The 17999-nt window shown below is 30.4% G+C and carries 14 protein-coding genes; all 14 read right to left on the bottom strand.

The window, feature by feature from the left end; genetic code table 11:
* Positions 1–9 precede the first annotated feature (9 nt).
* The 14 genes from CLOPA_RS12355 to rimO all read right to left on the bottom strand — a co-directional run bounded on the left by CLOPA_RS12355 (position 10) and on the right by rimO (position 17783).
* Positions 10–1002, bottom strand: a complete 993-nt coding sequence (locus CLOPA_RS12355) for an ABC transporter substrate-binding protein (protein ID WP_015615772.1) — start codon at positions 1000–1002, stop codon at positions 10–12.
* Positions 1003–1355: 353 nt separating this feature from the next.
* On the bottom strand, positions 1356–3650 hold the full coding sequence (locus tag CLOPA_RS12350) for a heavy metal translocating P-type ATPase (RefSeq protein WP_015615771.1): 2295 nt from the start codon (positions 3648–3650) through the stop codon (positions 1356–1358).
* Positions 3651–3936: 286 nt separating this feature from the next.
* A complete protein-coding gene (locus tag CLOPA_RS12345; protein WP_015615770.1) occupies positions 3937–4512 on the bottom strand; it encodes a nitroreductase family protein in 576 nt (191 codons plus the stop codon).
* A 438-nt stretch (positions 4513–4950) separates the two neighbouring features.
* Positions 4951–5820, bottom strand: a complete 870-nt coding sequence (locus tag CLOPA_RS12340; protein ID WP_015615769.1) for an SDR family oxidoreductase — start codon at positions 5818–5820, stop codon at positions 4951–4953.
* A 375-nt stretch (positions 5821–6195) separates the two neighbouring features.
* Complete coding sequence (purB, locus tag CLOPA_RS12335) at positions 6196–7626, bottom strand: adenylosuccinate lyase (protein WP_015615768.1); 1431 nt, start codon at positions 7624–7626, stop codon at positions 6196–6198.
* A gap of 152 nt (positions 7627–7778) precedes the next feature.
* Entirely contained in the window at positions 7779–9137 is a 1359-nt protein-coding gene (locus CLOPA_RS12330) for an alpha-amylase family glycosyl hydrolase (RefSeq protein WP_015615767.1), read from the bottom strand.
* Between the two features lie 86 nt (positions 9138–9223).
* Positions 9224–9484, bottom strand: coding sequence for an HPr family phosphocarrier protein (locus tag CLOPA_RS12325; protein WP_015615766.1), 261 nt, complete (start codon positions 9482–9484; stop codon positions 9224–9226).
* 106 nt (positions 9485–9590) lie between these two features.
* Entirely contained in the window at positions 9591–10787 is a 1197-nt protein-coding gene (locus CLOPA_RS12320) for a pyridoxal phosphate-dependent aminotransferase (RefSeq protein WP_015615765.1), read from the bottom strand.
* A 358-nt stretch (positions 10788–11145) separates the two neighbouring features.
* Complete coding sequence (locus CLOPA_RS12315; RefSeq protein WP_015615764.1) at positions 11146–12018, bottom strand: decaprenyl-phosphate phosphoribosyltransferase; 873 nt, start codon at positions 12016–12018, stop codon at positions 11146–11148.
* A gap of 201 nt (positions 12019–12219) precedes the next feature.
* A complete protein-coding gene (locus CLOPA_RS12310; RefSeq protein WP_015615763.1) occupies positions 12220–12480 on the bottom strand; it encodes a stage V sporulation protein S in 261 nt (86 codons plus the stop codon).
* Positions 12481–12650: 170 nt separating this feature from the next.
* Positions 12651–14195, bottom strand: a complete 1545-nt coding sequence (gene rny / locus CLOPA_RS12305) for a ribonuclease Y (RefSeq protein WP_015615762.1) — start codon at positions 14193–14195, stop codon at positions 12651–12653.
* Between the two features lie 293 nt (positions 14196–14488).
* Complete coding sequence (recA, locus tag CLOPA_RS12300; RefSeq protein WP_015615761.1) at positions 14489–15550, bottom strand: recombinase RecA; 1062 nt, start codon at positions 15548–15550, stop codon at positions 14489–14491.
* Between the two features lie 321 nt (positions 15551–15871).
* The gene (gene pgsA, locus CLOPA_RS12295; protein WP_015615760.1) at positions 15872–16456 is read right to left on the bottom strand and encodes a CDP-diacylglycerol--glycerol-3-phosphate 3-phosphatidyltransferase; all 585 of its coding nucleotides are present in this window, start codon (positions 16454–16456) and stop codon (positions 15872–15874) included.
* Positions 16443–17783: a 30S ribosomal protein S12 methylthiotransferase RimO gene (gene rimO / locus CLOPA_RS12290; protein ID WP_015615759.1), complete on the bottom strand. Its 1341-nt coding sequence runs from the start codon at positions 17781–17783 to the stop codon at positions 16443–16445. Before rimO ends, pgsA begins: the two co-directional genes overlap by 14 nt.
* Positions 17784–17999: the final 216 nt, after the last annotated feature.

Raw genomic sequence — 17999 nt, 5'->3', positions numbered from 1 at the left:
TCAAAAATATTATTTTGGAGCATAATCATTAGTGTAAATATCAGTAGGTTTTATATCTCCCTTCTTCCACAATCCTATGCTTTCAGATATATCAAACCATTTATTTATATATTCTGGATTTATAGTTTTGTCTTCATCATACCAGAATACACTTAAATCTTCTGGTTTAAGTTTTAACCATTTAGCAATAATAGCTTTAGATTCATTCTGATGTGAATTTATATATACGTGTGCTTTATATAATGCTTCAGTAAAACCCTTAACCACATCAGGATGATCTTTTATAAATTGATCACTAAAGCCACGTACTGAAAGGCCTGCTCCTGGTGAATGAAGAATATCCCAACTTGTACCAATCTGACGTACTCCACCAGCAGCAACTGCTAATCCTGCATAAGGAGGATGGGAAGTTGTAACATCTACTAGCCCTTGTGTCAAAGACTGTTCCTGCTGCCCTGGATTCGGTAATGTTACCCATTTTATATTATCTGTCTTGCCTTTTTGCAATAAATAATACTTGAGATATCCATCTGTACATCCAGCTACACCAGAAATAGAAACTTTTTTACCATTGATATCATCCAATGTCTTTATAGGGCTATCACTTTTTACTAAGTACCTTACATGAGGAAAATTAGGATTATCCACCATACCAGGTGCAACGGCTGTAACCTTTATGCCAGCTAATCTAGCCTGTGCTACATTTGGTGGATGCCCTCCAACAAATGCGTCATTTATTCCTTGTGCAATAAGTTGGTATTCAGTTATACCAGGTTTAAGTACTCCAGTATATTCAATCTTAATACCTTGTTCTTTAAAATATCCAAGTTCGTCAGCAATATTAAGTTCATTAAAACTTGTCTGGGTTACCATCCTAATTGTAAACAGTTTTTTTGTTCCATCTGTTGCTGCAGCACTCTGACTCTTACCACAACTTGTTAGTGATAATGCGACTAAAAGAGATGTTATAGTTGCTACTAAAATTCTAAATTTCTTTTTCATATTAAATCCCCCATTTGCTTAATATATTAAAGTTTAAATAACTTTCATCAATTTTGTTACATACATTGAACTAATAGTAAAATAATTTAAATACAATTATCTCTACCTTATAAGAACAATATTATTCACATTTGTTTTATATGTTTTATCCTATAAAGTAACAGATGCTATTTTATAAAATAGGTAGCTTTTATTTTAAAAGCTACCTCTAGCTATCTAGTCAGTACTAATATTTAACTACTATTTAATTTAAATAAAATTATTTTTTGTTATATATCTAATTAAATTACTATATGAATACAACTATACAACCATAATACATACAATAAAGCCTATATATGTATAAGTTATTTCTATATTTTATTGTCTATAAATTTAAATTTTTTTAAACTTAATGAATTAATTAGCACTGATATTGAACTTAAACCCATAGCTGCCGCTGCTAAAACTGGGTTTAAATGACCAGTAGCAGCAATTGGTATTCCTATTAAATTGTAAATAAATGCCCACAATAGGTTTTGTTTGATTTTATCCATAGTTTTCTTTGATAGCTTAATTGATAATGGTAATGTGATTAAATCATCTCTTAATAAAATCACATCCCCTGTTTCAATAGCTACATCGGTACCAGTACCAATTGCAAAGCCTATATTTGCTGTTGCTAAAGCTGGTGCATCATTTATACCATCTCCAACCATGGCTACAATCTTGCCTTTATTCATTAATTTTTGAATAACCTCTGCTTTATTTCCTGGTTGGACTTCTGCCATAACATTTTCTATACCAACTTTGTTTGCTACAGAAAAAGCTGTCTTTTTATTATCTCCAGTAAGAATATAAACTTCTATCCCCATTTTTTTAAGAGAAGGAACTACATCTTTAGATTTATCCTTAATCTTATCTGAAAGAGCTAAAACCGAAATCAAATTATTATCTATAGCCATAAACACTGCAATTTTACCTTCTTCTTGGAAGGAATTAAAAATTGTCTCAGCATTTTTAAGATCAATTTTATTTTCTTGCATTAGTTTCTTTGTTCCAATTAGTACAATTTTACCCTTAACAACTGCTTCAATTCCTTTTCCTGGTATAGCTTCAAAGCTTTCAACCGCTGCACTTTGCTGATCTATTATTTCTTTTCCATTTTCATATATAGCTACACCAATAGGATGTTCGGATCTTCTTTCAGCCATGGCAGCAATATGAATTATTTTTCTCTCATCATATTCATGACTTTTGTCCAATATAATCACATCAGTGACCGCTGGCTTCCCTACTGTAATAGTTCCAGTTTTATCAAAAACTATAGTATTTATTTTGCATATTTTTTCTAAATATTCACCATTTTTAATCAATATTCCATTTTGTGCTCCCTTCCCCATTCCTACAATAATTGCTGTAGGAGTAGCAAGTCCAAGTGCACATGGACAAGAAACCACTAGAACTGAAACAGCATTAATCAAAGCAATATCTAATAATTGGCTTTGATATATAATAAAATACCAAATTAAAAATGTACTAAATGCCACCAAGAAGATAAATGGTACAAAATAACCACATATTTTATCAGCAATTTTTTGTATTGGGGCTTTACTTTCCTGAGCTTCTTCAACCATCTTTATTATGTTAGAAAGAACTGTTTCATCCCCAACTTTTGTAGCTTGAAATTTAAAGCTTCCATTTTTATTTAAAGAAGCACCTGTTACAAAATCTTTTTCATTTTTCTTAACAGGTATACTTTCACCAGTAAGCATAGACTCATCCACCATTGAAGTACCTTCTATAATTATTCCATCTACAGGGATCTTTTCTCCTGGCCTTACAATGACAATATCTCCAACTAATAATTTTTCAATTGATATATCTACTTCAACATCATTTCTTAAAACTCTGGCATTTTTAGGTTTAAGCCCCATTAATGTTTTAATAACCTTTGATGTTTTTCCTTTAGCCATAGCCTCAAGATATTTTCCAAGTAAAACAAGGGTTATGATTACAGTTGAAGATTCAAAATATATATTCCTCATTCCATAGAGGAAAGCCGGTCTTTGAAAAAATACAATATACAGACTATAAAAATATGCTGTTGTAGATCCTACTGCAACAAGTAAATCCATAGTGGCAACTCTGGCACGTAAAGCATAAAATGAATTTTTATAGAATCTAAAGCCTATTATAAACTGAACTGGAGTAGCTAATACAAACTGCAATCTCCAATCATGAAGTATTAGTGTCCTCCATCTTAGATAAGCAATAAATGCACCAATTTTTGTAGTGGAATTAGGATCGATGTAATCATGACAAAATCCTAATCCCCCAAGTACCATAGCCAAAATTAATGGAAAACTTAAAACAGCAGAGATTATAAAGGTATTTCTCAATTTATTTTCTTGTATCAAACTAGGATCTATACCATCACTACTGTATTTCTCTTTATTTTTTCCTACTGAAAAACCCAATAATTCTATTTTCTTTTTGATATTACCTAGTTCAATTTTACTTGAATCATATTCTAATTTAGCTTTTTCAGTTGAATAACTTACATTTACTTTCTTTATTCCCTCAAGCTTCTCAAGATTGGATTCAATAGTAATTGAACATAGCGAACATGTCATTCCATATATCTTTAAAGAAATACTTTCTATCATCTTGTTTATCACATCCTATTTTATACAAAATAGGAAAAAGGAAGCATTACACTGTAACACCACCTCTAGTTTTTCTAGTTAGTAATCGTACTATTATTCAATAATATTTATTAACTATTTTTATATTTATCTTCAATTTGGCAAGTAATTCAGCAAACCGTTGATAATACTTCATTTTCTTTACAAAAAAATTTACAGACAAATCTAGTGCTATGGAGGCTTATAAGGATTACTTGCCGAGTATAGGTTTATACATTGTTAAGCAGTAAAAAAATTATAAATCAATCTATTTTATGATATTAACAGTTCCATCTCTTCTTGAAGCAGCCTTAGGCCTTTCTCCAGCATTGTAACCGAAGGCACCTGAACCATAAGTAACATAGCCATCAGGTATTCCTAACTCTTTAAATAAAGCCCTACCTTCCTCAGTAGTATACAGAAAATTTACGGCATGAATCCAAACAGATCCAATACCTAAGGCTTCAGCTGCTAAAAATAAATTACCTAGAGCAAGAGCGCTATCAGCAATTGGGGCAATGGCTTTCTCATCTGCAGATACTATAATATAGGTTGGAGCATGGTAAAAGGCACTAAAATCTTTTGCTTTTGATCTTTCTTCATAATTTTTATTTCCTGATTTTGCAAACACAGATTTTGCTACATCATTTATCTTCTGTAATACTTCTTTATTTTGTATTACAGTAAAATGCCAGGATTGTTGATTAGCAGCACTAGGTGCATATTTTCCAGCTTCCAATATTTGCTGTAAATCTTCGTCTTTTATTTGTTCGCTTTTAAAGTATCTAATACTTCTTCTTTCTAACAAATTTTCCAATACTTCCTTTTTTAATACTTCACTCATTTTTATTCACTCTCACTTTATTTTATTTATGTTTTAATGATTTTCATTTTATAAATGAATTTTACTTAGTGGGAGTTTGTGTTTCCACTAAGTTTAGATTAACTAACCGGGAATGTGCTACTGTTATCTCTAGCTTTATAAAAGCAGGCAAAACAAAATTTTATTTTGTTTTTATTCGCTTTCACAGGGTGCAAGCATCGAACAAAAATCTTCGATTTTGTGTAAATCGCTTTCAAAGATGCCATGGAGTGTTATAGCAGCTAGTCATCGGATAAATCAAAAAGGGAAATCTCATAATGAGATTTCCCTCTAGTTTTCCTAGTCAGAATAACCTAATATTTCTATATTTAATATTTAGTGTTATTCTACAGTAATTTAATAATCTTGTCAATTACTATATTTATAAATTTTTTATAAATAATGAACTTATTGATATACTTAGCCGTTTAAAATATTTCCTCCATTTATGTGAAGTGTTTGACCTGAAACATAGGATGAATCATTAGATGCTAAAAATACATACGCAGGAGCAAGTTCGGCTGGCTGACCAGCTCTTCCTAAAGGTGTATCTAAACCAAATTGTGATACTTCATAATCGCTAAAAGAAGAAGGTATAAGTGGAGTCCATATTGGACCAGGAGCAATATCATTGACCCTTATATTTCTACTTTCTAAAGAAAGTGATAATGATCTTGTAAATGAAACTATAGCACCTTTTGAAGATGCGTAATCAATTAGTGTTTCATTTCCCTTATAGGCAGTAATTGATGCAGTATTTATAATTGAATCTCCACTTTTTAAATATGGCATTACTGCTTTTGTCATATAAAACATAGCAAATATATTAGTTTTAAATGTTCTTTCCAATTGTTCCTTTGTTATATCTTCAATACTATTTTGAGGATGCTGTTCACCTGCATTATTAACAAGTATATCTATTTTACCATACTCTTTAATTATTTTATCTACTGCCTCTTTACAAAATAGATCATCACCAAGGTCCCCAGGAATAGCTAAACAGGATGAGCCTTTATCCTCTATAATCTTTTTAGTGTCTTTTGCATCTTCATGTTCATTTAAATAGATTATAGCTATTTTAGCTCCTTCTTTTGCATAAGCTATTGCCACAGCCTTACCTATTCCACTATCTCCACCAGTAATAATAGCTACTTTATTTTTAAGCTTGCCAGTACCTTTATATTCTGGATCGTCGAATATAGGCTTAGGATTCATTAATTTTTCCAAGCCTGGTTGTTGGTTTTGTTTTTGAGCAGGTATAGTTTCAGGATAATTTAAAGTACTTACCATTTGTATTCCTCCTTTCCTTTTATAAGATTATATTTAACTTTATCGATAAATCTTATTCAGTGGGCGTTTGCATTCCCACTGGTTTAGATTAACTCTCCAGGGACGTACCGATATATCTCCATCTTTAGAAAAGCGATTCACCGAGTGCGGTAGAGTGTTATAGCGGTTAGTCATCGGATAAATATAGTATTGTTAATTACTATAGATTTTATAACCTATAATTTATTAAACGTGTATTTCAAAAATTTAAAAAGTATAAAATAAATTTTTTCAAAGAATGCTTAATAAGCAGTAACATAGATAGGATAGTTAATAATACATTGTAAATAAAAAAGCTGCTAGGGTTTATACCAGCAGCTTTTTTATAATATAAAATTATACGTTTATGTCTACATTTATATCTAAAATATTTTTATTGGCTTCTAATACAGGATTGACACAATCATTTATGAAATCTGTTACCTGCCCAGGTGCTCTTCCAACGAAATTTTTAGCATCTAATATTGATAGTATTTCTTCTTTCTTTATGTTGAAAGCAGGATCTTTAGCTATTAGATCTATTAAATTATTATCAAGTCCATCCTGTTTTACACGCTTTGCAGTTTCCATGGAGTAAACCCTTATTTTTTCATGAAGTTCCTGCCTATCTCCACCTCTTTTAACAGCTTCCATTAGTATATTTTCTGTAGCCATAAAAGGTAATTCATTGTTTACTCGAGCAGCAACAACTTTATCATATACAACTAAATTACTGGATACATTTATATATAGATTTAATACTCCATCTAAAGCTAGAAAAGCTTCAGCAATAGAGATTCTCTTATTTGCTGAATCATCCAAAGTTCTTTCAAACCACTGTGTTGCAGCAGTTACAGCTGGATTAAGAGAATTTACAATTACATACCTTGCTAGAGATCCTATTCTTTCTGATCTCATAGGGTTTCTCTTATAGGCCATAGCAGATGAACCTATTTGATGTGTCTCAAAAGGCTCTTCCATTTCTTTAAAACTTTGAAGTATTCTCAAATCATTGCTGAACTTATAAGCACTTTGTGCTGCTTCTGAAAGCGTATTTAATACTATTGAATCCACTTTTCTGGAATACGTTTGACCGGTTACAGCATAAGCTTCTTTAAAACCCATTCTTTCCGTAACTTTTTTCTCTAATGTTTTAATCTTTTCTTCATCACCATCAAATAATTCCATAAAACTTGCTTGAGTACCTGTAGTTCCCTTTACTCCTCTTAGTTTTATGGTATCAATTACAAAATTTATATTTTCAAGATCTAAAAGTAAATCCTGCATCCAAAGAGTAGCTCTCTTTCCAACAGTAGTAAGCTGAGCTGGCTGAAGATGAGTATAACCTAAAGCAGGCAATTTCTTATACTTTAATGCAAATTCTGATAAATGTTCAATAACATTTATAATTTTATTCTTTATCAGTATTAAAGCTTTCTTCATTATGATAATGTCTGTGTTATCTCCTACATAACAGCTTGTGGCACCAAGGTGTATTATACCTTTAGCTTTAGGACATTGAACTCCATAGGCATATACATGACTCATTACATCATGTCTCACTTCTTTTTCTCTTTTTTCTGCTACTTCATAGTTAATATCATCAATATGAGCTTTTAATTCTTCTATTTGTTCATCAGTTATATTTAAACCTAATTCTTTCTCACTCTCAGCTAAAGCCACCCATAACTTTCTCCAAGTCTTAAATTTCATTTCATCAGAAAATAGATACGACATATCTTTTGATGCATATCTAGTATTTAGCGGTGTTTGGTAAATGTTTCTCATATAAATTTCCTCCTAGCAAAGGTTGCTTAATGTAAAATACATTTCATATTATATCATACATTCATAAATATTTAAATTTACATGTTAATAAATTATTAAATTCATTATCAACAAAATATTAGGTGATAAAGTCAAATTGCTATAGTTTATTCTTACTCTACCTTAAGAATTCTTCCCCAGCAAGGAAGCAAATCTGGTATAAGACACTTGTTATTTTCAATTTTAAATGTTTCTTTATTATTTAAAATATCAAGCACTTTAACCCCTTTTACAGGTATATCAATTTCTAAGGAACTAGCCTTTTCTGATAAATTTACTATGATAATTATACAATCCTCTTCCAGTATTCTGGCATATGCAAATTGTTCATTCAGTACTCTAATCTGAAAATATTTCCCATGTTTTAATGCCTTTGAATTTTTTCGTATTTTAGCCAGTTCATGGATTAATTCTATTAATTTTTTATTAGAGTTACTTGATGATATACTTGTTAGATCCAGTTCAGGACGTAAATCATCGTCTGAAATATTCTTTGTACCTTTAATTCCCCACTCACTGCCATAGTAAATAGAAGGGATACCAGGCATAGTGAACAAAAGTACATGTAATGGGTAAATATAATCTGAGCACTTTAATGTACTTGCAATTCGATTTACATCGTGGTTATCAAGGAAATTATATAAGTAAATATTTCTATATATACCAAAGTTGTCTCCAAACTGACGGTTAAAAGAATAGGCAATTTCAAAATAGTTCTTGTCGTTATGACTGGAGTATAATCCCTTATAGCATTCATAATTTGTCACAGAGTCAAGCATAGTAGTGTTTGCCCAGCGGTTGTAATCGCCATGTATAATTTCACCCATAAGCCAAAAATCCGATTTTGTTTTTTTACACAAGGAAGACAGCTCAGTAATAAAATTAAAGTCAAGGCAATCTGCACAATCTAAACGTAAGCCATCAATATCCAGTTCTTTAACCCACATTTTTATGGCCTCAAAAAGATATTCCTTCACTTCTTGATTACTGAGATTAAGCTTAACGAGATTATAGTATCCATTCCATGTATCATAGCTAAAGGGATCATTTAATGGACTTTTTTGGTTGAAATTTAGATTGTGAAACCAATTGCAATATTTTGATTTTTGGCCCTTTAAAAGTATATCCTTAAATGCAAAAAAATCACGACCTACATGATTAAATACGCCATCAATTACCACTCTTATATTATTCTTATGCAAAGTATTTACAAGCTTAATAAAAGTATCTTTATTCCCTAAACGCCTGTCAACTACATTATAGTCTGTTGTGTCATAACCATGAGATGTTGACTCAAATATTGGACCAAAATAAATAGAATTGACACCTAAATATTTAATGTGATCAATCCAATCATAGATTTTTTCTAGACGTTCTACTGGCTCTGCTTTAAAATCATTAGACTTTGGTGCTCCACAAAATCCCAGTGGATAAATATGATAGAATACTGCTTCATTATACCAAGGGTTCATATAAAAGCCTCCTTAAAATTTCAACAACTTTACGGCAAAGATAAAAGGATAGCCTTATGAGCTATCCTTTTATCTTATGAATCTAATTATTCAGCAATTGATTCAATTAATTTTGCAACTTCTTCAGCTGCTAAAGTTTCGTCGTCACCTGAAGCAGTTACTTTAACAACAGCATTGCTAGTAACTCCTAAAGATAAAACTCCTATTAAACTTTTAATATTAGCCTTTTTACCATTGTATTCAAGACTAACATCTGATTTAAAAGATGATGCTTTTTTTACTAATAGAGTAGCTGGTCTAGCATGTAAACCAGTAGAACTTTTTACTGTAACTTCTTTTGTTACCATTATATCCACCTCTGTTAACTAATATACTATTTTGAAATCTCTTTAATAAGTTTATCATTTTACAATAATTTATTCAAGTAAATTCTAGAAAATATTTAATACGATTTCAATAAATTTTATTTACAAAATTATGTATTCTTTCCAGTCCCTCTTCTATATTTTCCATAGAAGTTGCATAAGAAAGTCTAACATATTCTGAAACACCAAAGGCATCTCCAGGAACTACTGCTACTTTATTATCTTCTAAAAGACTTTCAGCAAAATCAATAGAACCATTTATTGTTTTTCCATTTATTGTTTTACCTATTAATTTACTTATATTCATCATTACATAAAATGCACCTTCAGGCCTGGTACATGATACATTTTCTATGCTGTTTATTTTATTTACCATATAATTTCTTCTCTCTTTAAATTTACTTATCATAAATTCTACTGAAGATTGATCTCCAGTTAATGCCTCTACAGAGGCATACTGAGCTATAGAATTAGGATTAGCTGTAGTATGACCTTGTACATTTGACATTAACTTAATTATTTCAGTATTACCACTAGCAGCATATCCAACTCTCCAACCAGTCATAGCATAAGTTTTAGACATACCATTAATTACAATTGTTCTTTTAAAAGAATCTTCGCTTATGCTTGCAATACTAAAATGCTTAAAGTCACCATAAATTAATTTTTCATATATTTCATCAGAAATAATTAATAAATCATGTTTTTTTGCAAATTCTGCAATTTTTTCAATTTCTTCTTTTGAATAAACTGTTCCTGTTGGATTATTGGGACTATTTAATATTATAACTTTAGTTTTTGCTGTAACAGCCTTTTCGAGGTCATTAATAGTAAATTTAAAAGAATTTTTTTCCTCAGTAGTAATAATTACAGGTACACCATCACTTAATTTCACTAGTTCAGGATAAGTTACCCAATAAGGACTACTAATTATAACTTCGTCCTGTGGATTTAATATAGCCTGAAAAACATCATTAATACATTGTTTTGCACCATTTGATATTATAATTTGTGATACATCATAAGTTAAATTATTATCTTTCTTAAATTTATTAGCTATAGCCTTTTTTAACTCTATTATACCCGATGCAGCAGTATATTTAGTATAACCTTCTTCCATTGCCTTTATAGCTGCAAGTTGAATATTTTTAGGAGTATTGAAGTCAGGTTCACCAGCGCCAAAACCTATAACATCTATACCATTTTTCCTCATCTCTTTTACTTTTGCAGTAATAGCTAAAGTAAGAGATGGCGAAATATTTTTTGCTTTGTTAGATAAAATCATAAAGAATACCTCCTGATATGGATTATTTTTCACTGTTGCAAAATTTATCTTAAACTAGCCAGTGTAATACTACCGTTCCTTTAAACGTGATATAACATGGACAGTTTCATAGATAATTCATGTAAATTAGAGGGACAAACATACTCCCCCTCAGCTTAAATGAATTTGCAATTATAATATATATAATAATATCTATAAGAATTATATTCCTAATTAAATTACTAAACAATACTATTCTAAATATTTTTAACTTGACATATTAAAATAAGTGCTGACTTTACTTTAAAATTTACATATCACATACCAAAATATGATGAAATATCCAATGGATATTATTCAGAATTTTAGCCACATAAACTTATAGTTTAAAATATATAATTGATATAACAGTAATTCCCCATAATATTACATTAATCAAAAAAGGTATATCCTTTTGAAAAACATCCTCAGGCTTTCCTCCTATATTACGCTTCATCATCAGATATTGATATCTGAATATACCATAGAGTACAAATGGAATGGTAAGCATCATTGTTCTACTTTGGATAGAACTGAATGTATACAGACAGTAGGCAATGAGAATACTTGGAGTTACTATAGTGAGCATATTTTCTATCAAATCCACTGAATATTCATCTAATATCCTTCGATGATTACCACTTGTATCTTTTAATGTAATAATTTCACTTTTTCTTTTGTTAAGTGACATAAACAACGAAATTAAAATTGTACATAAAATCATCCATGGAGATAACTGTACATTAGTTGCAACACTTCCACTTTCAACTCTAAGTACAAATCCAAAAGTTATTATCATAACATCTATTATAACTACATTTTTTAATTTAAAAGAATAGAATATATTAATGATAAAATAAAGTAAAAATACAACTAATAATTTTAGATCTATTTTATAGCATATGGTAAAAACTAAAATAAGCAGAATAATTTCTGCTATTATTGCCTGTAATTTTGTCACTTTTCCACTGGCAATAGGTCTATTTTTCTTTTCAGGATGCTGTCTATCTTTATTTACATCCACCAGATCATTTAATATATATACACAGGAAGATACTAGACAAAACATTGCAAAAACAAAAATATTTATTATAAATATATGTAAATCAGTAAATTTACCAGAAAATATCATTGCTGCAAAAACAAAAAAGTTTTTTATCCATTGCTTAGGTCTCATAAGTTTAAATATCTGCTGAAAATTTAGGTTAATCATTGGTTACCTCCAAAATTATTAGGCATTAAAAATAAATAAGCAGAAAATACACCAGCATACTGACTAGTTATTTTCTATTTTGAAGCTGCCTCAAATACATACAATTTATAATTTAACATATTTAATAAATAAATAAAAGGACTTGAAGAATAATACCAAGCCCTTTTGTTAAAATATTCAATAAAAAAACTTAAACTTCCCCTATCTAGGTTGTACAATAAGCTTTATGGCTGTTCTTTCTTCACCATCTATTTCAATATCCGTGAAGGCTGGTATACATACTAAATCTATTCCACTAGGAGCTACGAAACCTCTTGCAATAGCTATGGCTTTATTAGCTTGATTTATTGCACCAGCTCCGATAGCTTGTATTTCTGCAACTCCTCTTTCTCTTAGTACCCCTGCTAGAGCGCCTGCTACTGAATTTGGACTTGATTTTGCTGAAACTTTTAATACTTCCATAATAACCCTCCTAAAGTTCAATTAAAAATAGTAATTTTAGATATTCAAACCTATAGGTATATTATTCTACATTGTATAAAAAATTCCTTTAATTTTTACAAAAATCAAAGGAATTTTTATCACAATCAAAATTTTCCTCTATAAGTATAGAGGAAAATAATAATATATATTTATTTTGCATAATCTACTGCTCGAGTTTCTCTTATTACATTAATTTTAATTTGACCAGGATACTCTAATTCACTTTCTATTCTCTTAACAATATTCCTTGCCATTTCTGATGCTCCTGCATCATCAACACTTTCTGGTTTAACCATTATTCTAATTTCTCTTCCAGCCTGAATGGCATATGACTTTTCTACACCTTCGTATGAGTTTGAAATTTCTTCTAACTTCTCCAAACGTTTTATATATGCTTCTAAAGTTTCTCGTCTTGCACCAGGCCTTGCAGCAGATATAGCATCTGCCGCTTGAACAAGTATAGCTTCAAGTGATTGAGGGTCTATATCACCATGGTGAGCCCCAATTGCATTTACTATAACAGAAGATTCATGATGCTTCTTTGCTATTTCAGAACCGATTAAAGCATGTGGTCCTTCAATTTCATGATCTACTGCTTTTCCTATGTCATGTAGTAAACCTGCTCTTTTTGCAAGGGTTGGATCTATACCAAGTTCAGATGCCATAAATCCAGCTAAGTACGATACTTCTACAGAATGCTTTAAAACATTCTGGCCATAACTTGTTCTGTACTTTAATCTTCCTAAAAGTCTTATAAGTTCTGCATGTAAACCATGAACACCAGTTTCGAAAGTGGCTTGCTCGCCTTCTTCTTTTATATTGTTTTCTACTTCTTTTTTAGCTTTTTCAACCATTTCTTCAATCCTAGCAGGATGAATTCTACCATCCAATATTAATTTTTCTAAGGCTATTCTTGCAACTTCTCTTCTTATAGGATCAAAGCCAGAAAGTATGACTGCTTCTGGTGTATCATCGATTATTAAATCAATTCCGGTAAGGGTTTCCAAGGCCCTAATATTTCTGCCTTCTCTTCCAATTATTCGACCTTTCATTTCATCATTAGGTAAAGACACAACATAAACTGTTGACTCTGCTACATGATCTGCAGCACATCTCTGTATTGCACAAGTTATGATTTCTCGAGCCTTTTTATCGGCTTCTTCTTTAGCTTTTGTTTCAATCTCTTTAATCATAACTGCTGATTCATGTTTTATTTCTTTACGAACTTCTTCAAGTAGCAATTCTTTCGCTTCTTCAGAACTCAGATTTGAAAGTCTCTCAATTTCTTTCCTTTGGTTTTGATATAATTCTTCAATGCTCTTTTCCTTTTCTTCCACTGCACTTTCACGTGCGTTTAAATTACCTTCTTTTTTCTCAATTAATTCACTCTTTTTATCTAGAGCTTCTTCTCTTTGAATATTTCTTCTTTCTAATCTTTGGATCTCAGATCTTCGCTCTCTTGATTCTTTTTCAAAATCAATTCTAAGCTTATGAACTTCATCCTTTGCTTCTAAAATGGACTCTTTTTTCATCGATTCAGCTTCTCTGCTAGCCTCATCCCTTATATTTTTTGCATCTTCTTCAGCTTTAGATATTTTAGCCCAAGAATATTTTTTTCTAATATAAAGTTCAATTATAACCACCAGAATTACCAGTACAACGACAATTATCATCCAATATTTAAGTAGTCCCATTGCCGCAAACACCTCCTTTGCTTATATAGCTTCATAAAATTGTAGAATGAAAGCTTTGAAAAGGTGTCATATTTATTCAATTGGCAATCATTTGAATATGCTAAACCAGTATTTGTATTTAAATTAATTGTATATTAATTTAAGATTGCTGTCAAGTTTATAAAATTTAACTATGTTAATTTATACATAAAATTAAATTATTGTTTAAAATTAGCACTATAAAAATTATTTTAATAATTTTTATAGTGCTTTTATTATATTTAATATGAATAAAAATTATACACTTTATAGTGTTAAGCTTTAGATAATTTTTTATCCTTTTCTAACTTTTCATCCGTATCATCAGTATCAGAATTTGATTTTTTTATAGGCAACTCATTTTTTTCTCTTATTTTAGTTTCTATTTCAATTTCTATATCCGGATTTTCTTTTAAATACTGTTTAGCATTTTCTCTACCTTGACCAAGTCTTACTTCTCCATAGGAGAACCAGGCACCGCTTTTTTGAATTATTTCTTCTTTAACTCCAACGTCAACAATATTTCCTTCTTTTGAAATTCCTTCATTATACATTATATCAAATTCAGCTTGCTTAAATGGAGGAGCTATTTTATTTTTTATTACCTTTACTCTAGTTCTATTACCAATTATTTCATCACCCTGCTTTATAGAATCTATTCTTCTAATGTCCATTCTCACGGAAGCATAGAATTTTAAAGCTCTTCCACCGGGAGTTGTCTCTGGACTTCCAAACATAACTCCGACTTTTTCTCTTAATTGATTTATAAATATAACTACACATTTTGATTTATTTATAGCTCCTGCAAGCTTTCTAAGGGCTTGAGACATAAGTCTTGCCTGAAGACCAACATGTGAATCTCCCATTTCACCTTCTATTTCAGCTTTAGGAACTAAAGCAGCAACAGAATCCACTACTATTACATCTATTGCATTAGACCTTACAAGGGCTTCAGCTATTTCTAGAGCTTGCTCTCCAGTATCTGGCTGTGAAACTATTAAATTTTCCGTATCAACTCCAAGCCTTCTTGCATAAGCAGGATCTAAGGCATGTTCAGCATCAATAAAAGCAGCAGTACCTTCTGATTTTTGAGCTTCTGCTATAACATGAAGGGCTACTGTAGTTTTACCAGAGGATTCAGGTCCATATATTTCTACAACTCTCCCTCTTGGCACTCCACCTATTCCCAATGCTATATCTAAAGATAAACAACCTGTTGATATTGAATCTACATCCAATACACTATGTTCTCCAAGTTTCATAATAGAGCCCTTACCAAATTGTTTTTCAATTTGTCCTAAGGCAGCTTCTAGTGCTTTAAATTTTTCATTATCCATATATATCCCCTAAGGGGTTCACCAGCCTTTCATTCATATCGAACATTTGTTCTATGTAAATTATATAACAAATTTTAAACAAGGTCAATACTATAAACAGAGTTCTTGGTATCAGGTGGAGTTTTTGGTTATGACCTCTGATACTTAGAACTCGTTGTCATTTAGGGTAAATCGTTATCCAGGGACGTAGCCACTCTTTACTCCCTCTTTTACAGAGTTCAATGGGAGTATTAGAGTGGGTAGTCATCGGATAAATAAAGTTCCTGCTTTTCACAGGAACTTTATTTATAGTAAAATTATGGACACAATTAATTTTTTTATTCATTTATCTGCTCTTATAATTTCTCGATTCTTTACAAAATAGTCAGTACCAGAAATTACAGTAATTATAACAGCTAAAAACATAGTTATATTAGTTAAGTACTCAAATAATGATACCAAATCAACAGGAAAATAATTATGTAGAAAATTAATATGACGTATATTTAAATTTATTAGCGCACATACAATAGCAACAATTTGTATAACAGTTTTTATTTTGCCCCACCAACTAGCAGCTAATACAATGCCTTCTGCAGCAGCAATTGATCTAAGTCCTGTAACTGCAAACTCCCTTGCAATTATTATAATAGCAATCCAACTGTTTAGTATATGAAATTCCACTAGAGATACTAAAGCAGCAGATACTAAGAGCTTATCTGCTAAAGGATCCATTAATTTTCCAAAACGTGTTATTTGATTTCTACTTCGAGCTATATAACCATCTAATTTATCTGTAAGAGCAGCTATAATAAAAACAGTAGTGGCAATACTTCTACCATAAGGAATTCCCTTCACAGTAATAAAAATCAAAAAAACAGGAACTAAGATTATTCTTATTACAGTTAGTTTATTAGCAAGATTCATCACATACAACCCCTATTAAATCATATTCTAGACTATCTATAATTTTTACGTTAATAAAATTACCTACATTTAATATTCTATCACATTTGAAAAAAATTTCACCATCTATTTCCGGAGCTATTTCATAATTTCTTCCATACCAAAAGTTATTATTATTTTTTCCTTCTATAATAACATTATATATTCTACCAATTTTTGTTTTATTTATATCTTTTGATATTTGCTGTTGAATTAGCATCAATTCTTCCTGCCTCTGTTTCTTTACAGCTTCATCTATTTGATTTGGCATATAAAAAGCTTCTGTTTCCTCTTCTCTTGAATACATGAAAACTCCCAATTTATCAAATTTAATATATTTAATAAAATCCTTTAGTTCCTCAAAATCCTCATCTGTTTCGCCAGGAAAGCCTACAATTATTGATGTTCTGAGGCATATATTTTTTATTGTACTTTTTAAATTTAATATTGATTTAGTTATCTCTTCTTTTTTTGTATGTCTTTTCATTTTTGTAAGTATATTATTGCTAATATGCTGTATTGGTATATCTATATACTTACATACTTTGTCATTAGTAGAAATTTCAGCTACTAATTCATCTGTTATTTCTTCAGGATAACAATAGAGTATTCTTATCCATTGAATAGATTTAATTTCACTAATTTTTCTAAGAAGCTCAGGAAGCATTTTTTTATTGTAAATATCCAATCCATATCTTGTAGTATCCTGGGCTACAAGTATTATTTCTTTAATACCCTGTTCACTCAGTTCAATACATTCCTCAATAATATCTTCCATTGTTCTGCTTCTATATTTTCCTCTAATTTTAGGAATTATGCAATAGGAGCAGGAATTATTGCAGCCTTCAGATATTCTTACATAAGCACTAAAGGATCCAGTAGTTACAATTCTTTTTCCCCCATTTATATTTTCATCACTATAATTACATAAACTTTGTTTTTTTCCACCCTCATTAAAAAAATTTCCAATAGCCTGATTAAGTTTATTATAATCATTTACCCCAAGAATTAAATCTAATTCAGGCATTAAATTTAATAATTCATTTCCATATCTTTGTGTTAAACATCCAGTGGCTATAAGCATTTTGCAGTTATATTTATTTTTATATTCTGCCATTTCCAAAATAGTATCTATAGATTCTTGCTTTGAGGCCTCAATAAATCCACAAGTATTTACCAAAATTATATCAGCTTTTTTAGGGTCATTTACTATTTCATAATTGTCTTTAATATCCCCAAGTATAGTCTCTGAATCAATTCTATTTTTATCACAGCCTAAACTTATCAGTCCAAAATTTAGTTTATTCACATGAAATCCTCCTACGTAGGCATCTGAAAATAAATAACAAATCAAAGATGCAACGGATATTTTGAATCATACAAGAAACAGGTTCTGATGATAGTGGGTACTATCAGAAGGTTCTGCTGACGCGGTATGATACGAAATAGACTAGCATACTGGATAGTTATTTTTTGAAGATGCCTTATATCAACACTACTCATTTTATAGCTAAAAATTTAATTT

The organism is Clostridium pasteurianum BC1, assembly GCF_000389635.1.
In the GTDB taxonomy this organism is placed as follows: Bacteria; Bacillota; Clostridia; order Clostridiales; family Clostridiaceae; genus Clostridium_I; species Clostridium_I pasteurianum_A.
Note: the sequence above shows the minus strand (reverse complement) of the source record. Positions and strands in the feature narration are given on the sequence as shown.

What these genes read in the sequence shown, in the direction of transcription:
- CLOPA_RS12355 (WP_015615772.1), bottom strand. Translation starts at nt 1,002, where the DNA reads ATGAAAAAGAAATTTAGAATTTTAGTAGCAACTATAACATCTCTTTTA.
- CLOPA_RS12350 (WP_015615771.1), bottom strand. Translation starts at nt 3,650, where the DNA reads ATGATAGAAAGTATTTCTTTAAAGATATATGGAATGACATGTTCGCTA.
- CLOPA_RS12345 (WP_015615770.1), bottom strand. Translation starts at nt 4,512, where the DNA reads ATGAGTGAAGTATTAAAAAAGGAAGTATTGGAAAATTTGTTAGAAAGA.
- CLOPA_RS12340 (WP_015615769.1), bottom strand. Translation starts at nt 5,820, where the DNA reads ATGGTAAGTACTTTAAATTATCCTGAAACTATACCTGCTCAAAAACAA.
- purB (WP_015615768.1), bottom strand. Translation starts at nt 7,626, where the DNA reads ATGAGAAACATTTACCAAACACCGCTAAATACTAGATATGCATCAAAA.
- CLOPA_RS12330 (WP_015615767.1), bottom strand. Translation starts at nt 9,137, where the DNA reads ATGAACCCTTGGTATAATGAAGCAGTATTCTATCATATTTATCCACTG.
- CLOPA_RS12325 (WP_015615766.1), bottom strand. Translation starts at nt 9,484, where the DNA reads ATGGTAACAAAAGAAGTTACAGTAAAAAGTTCTACTGGTTTACATGCT.
- CLOPA_RS12320 (WP_015615765.1), bottom strand. Translation starts at nt 10,787, where the DNA reads ATGATTTTATCTAACAAAGCAAAAAATATTTCGCCATCTCTTACTTTA.
- CLOPA_RS12315 (WP_015615764.1), bottom strand. Translation starts at nt 12,018, where the DNA reads ATGATTAACCTAAATTTTCAGCAGATATTTAAACTTATGAGACCTAAG.
- CLOPA_RS12310 (WP_015615763.1), bottom strand. Translation starts at nt 12,480, where the DNA reads ATGGAAGTATTAAAAGTTTCAGCAAAATCAAGTCCAAATTCAGTAGCA.
- rny (WP_015615762.1), bottom strand. Translation starts at nt 14,195, where the DNA reads ATGGGACTACTTAAATATTGGATGATAATTGTCGTTGTACTGGTAATT.
- recA (WP_015615761.1), bottom strand. Translation starts at nt 15,550, where the DNA reads ATGGATAATGAAAAATTTAAAGCACTAGAAGCTGCCTTAGGACAAATT.
- pgsA (WP_015615760.1), bottom strand. Translation starts at nt 16,456, where the DNA reads ATGAATCTTGCTAATAAACTAACTGTAATAAGAATAATCTTAGTTCCT.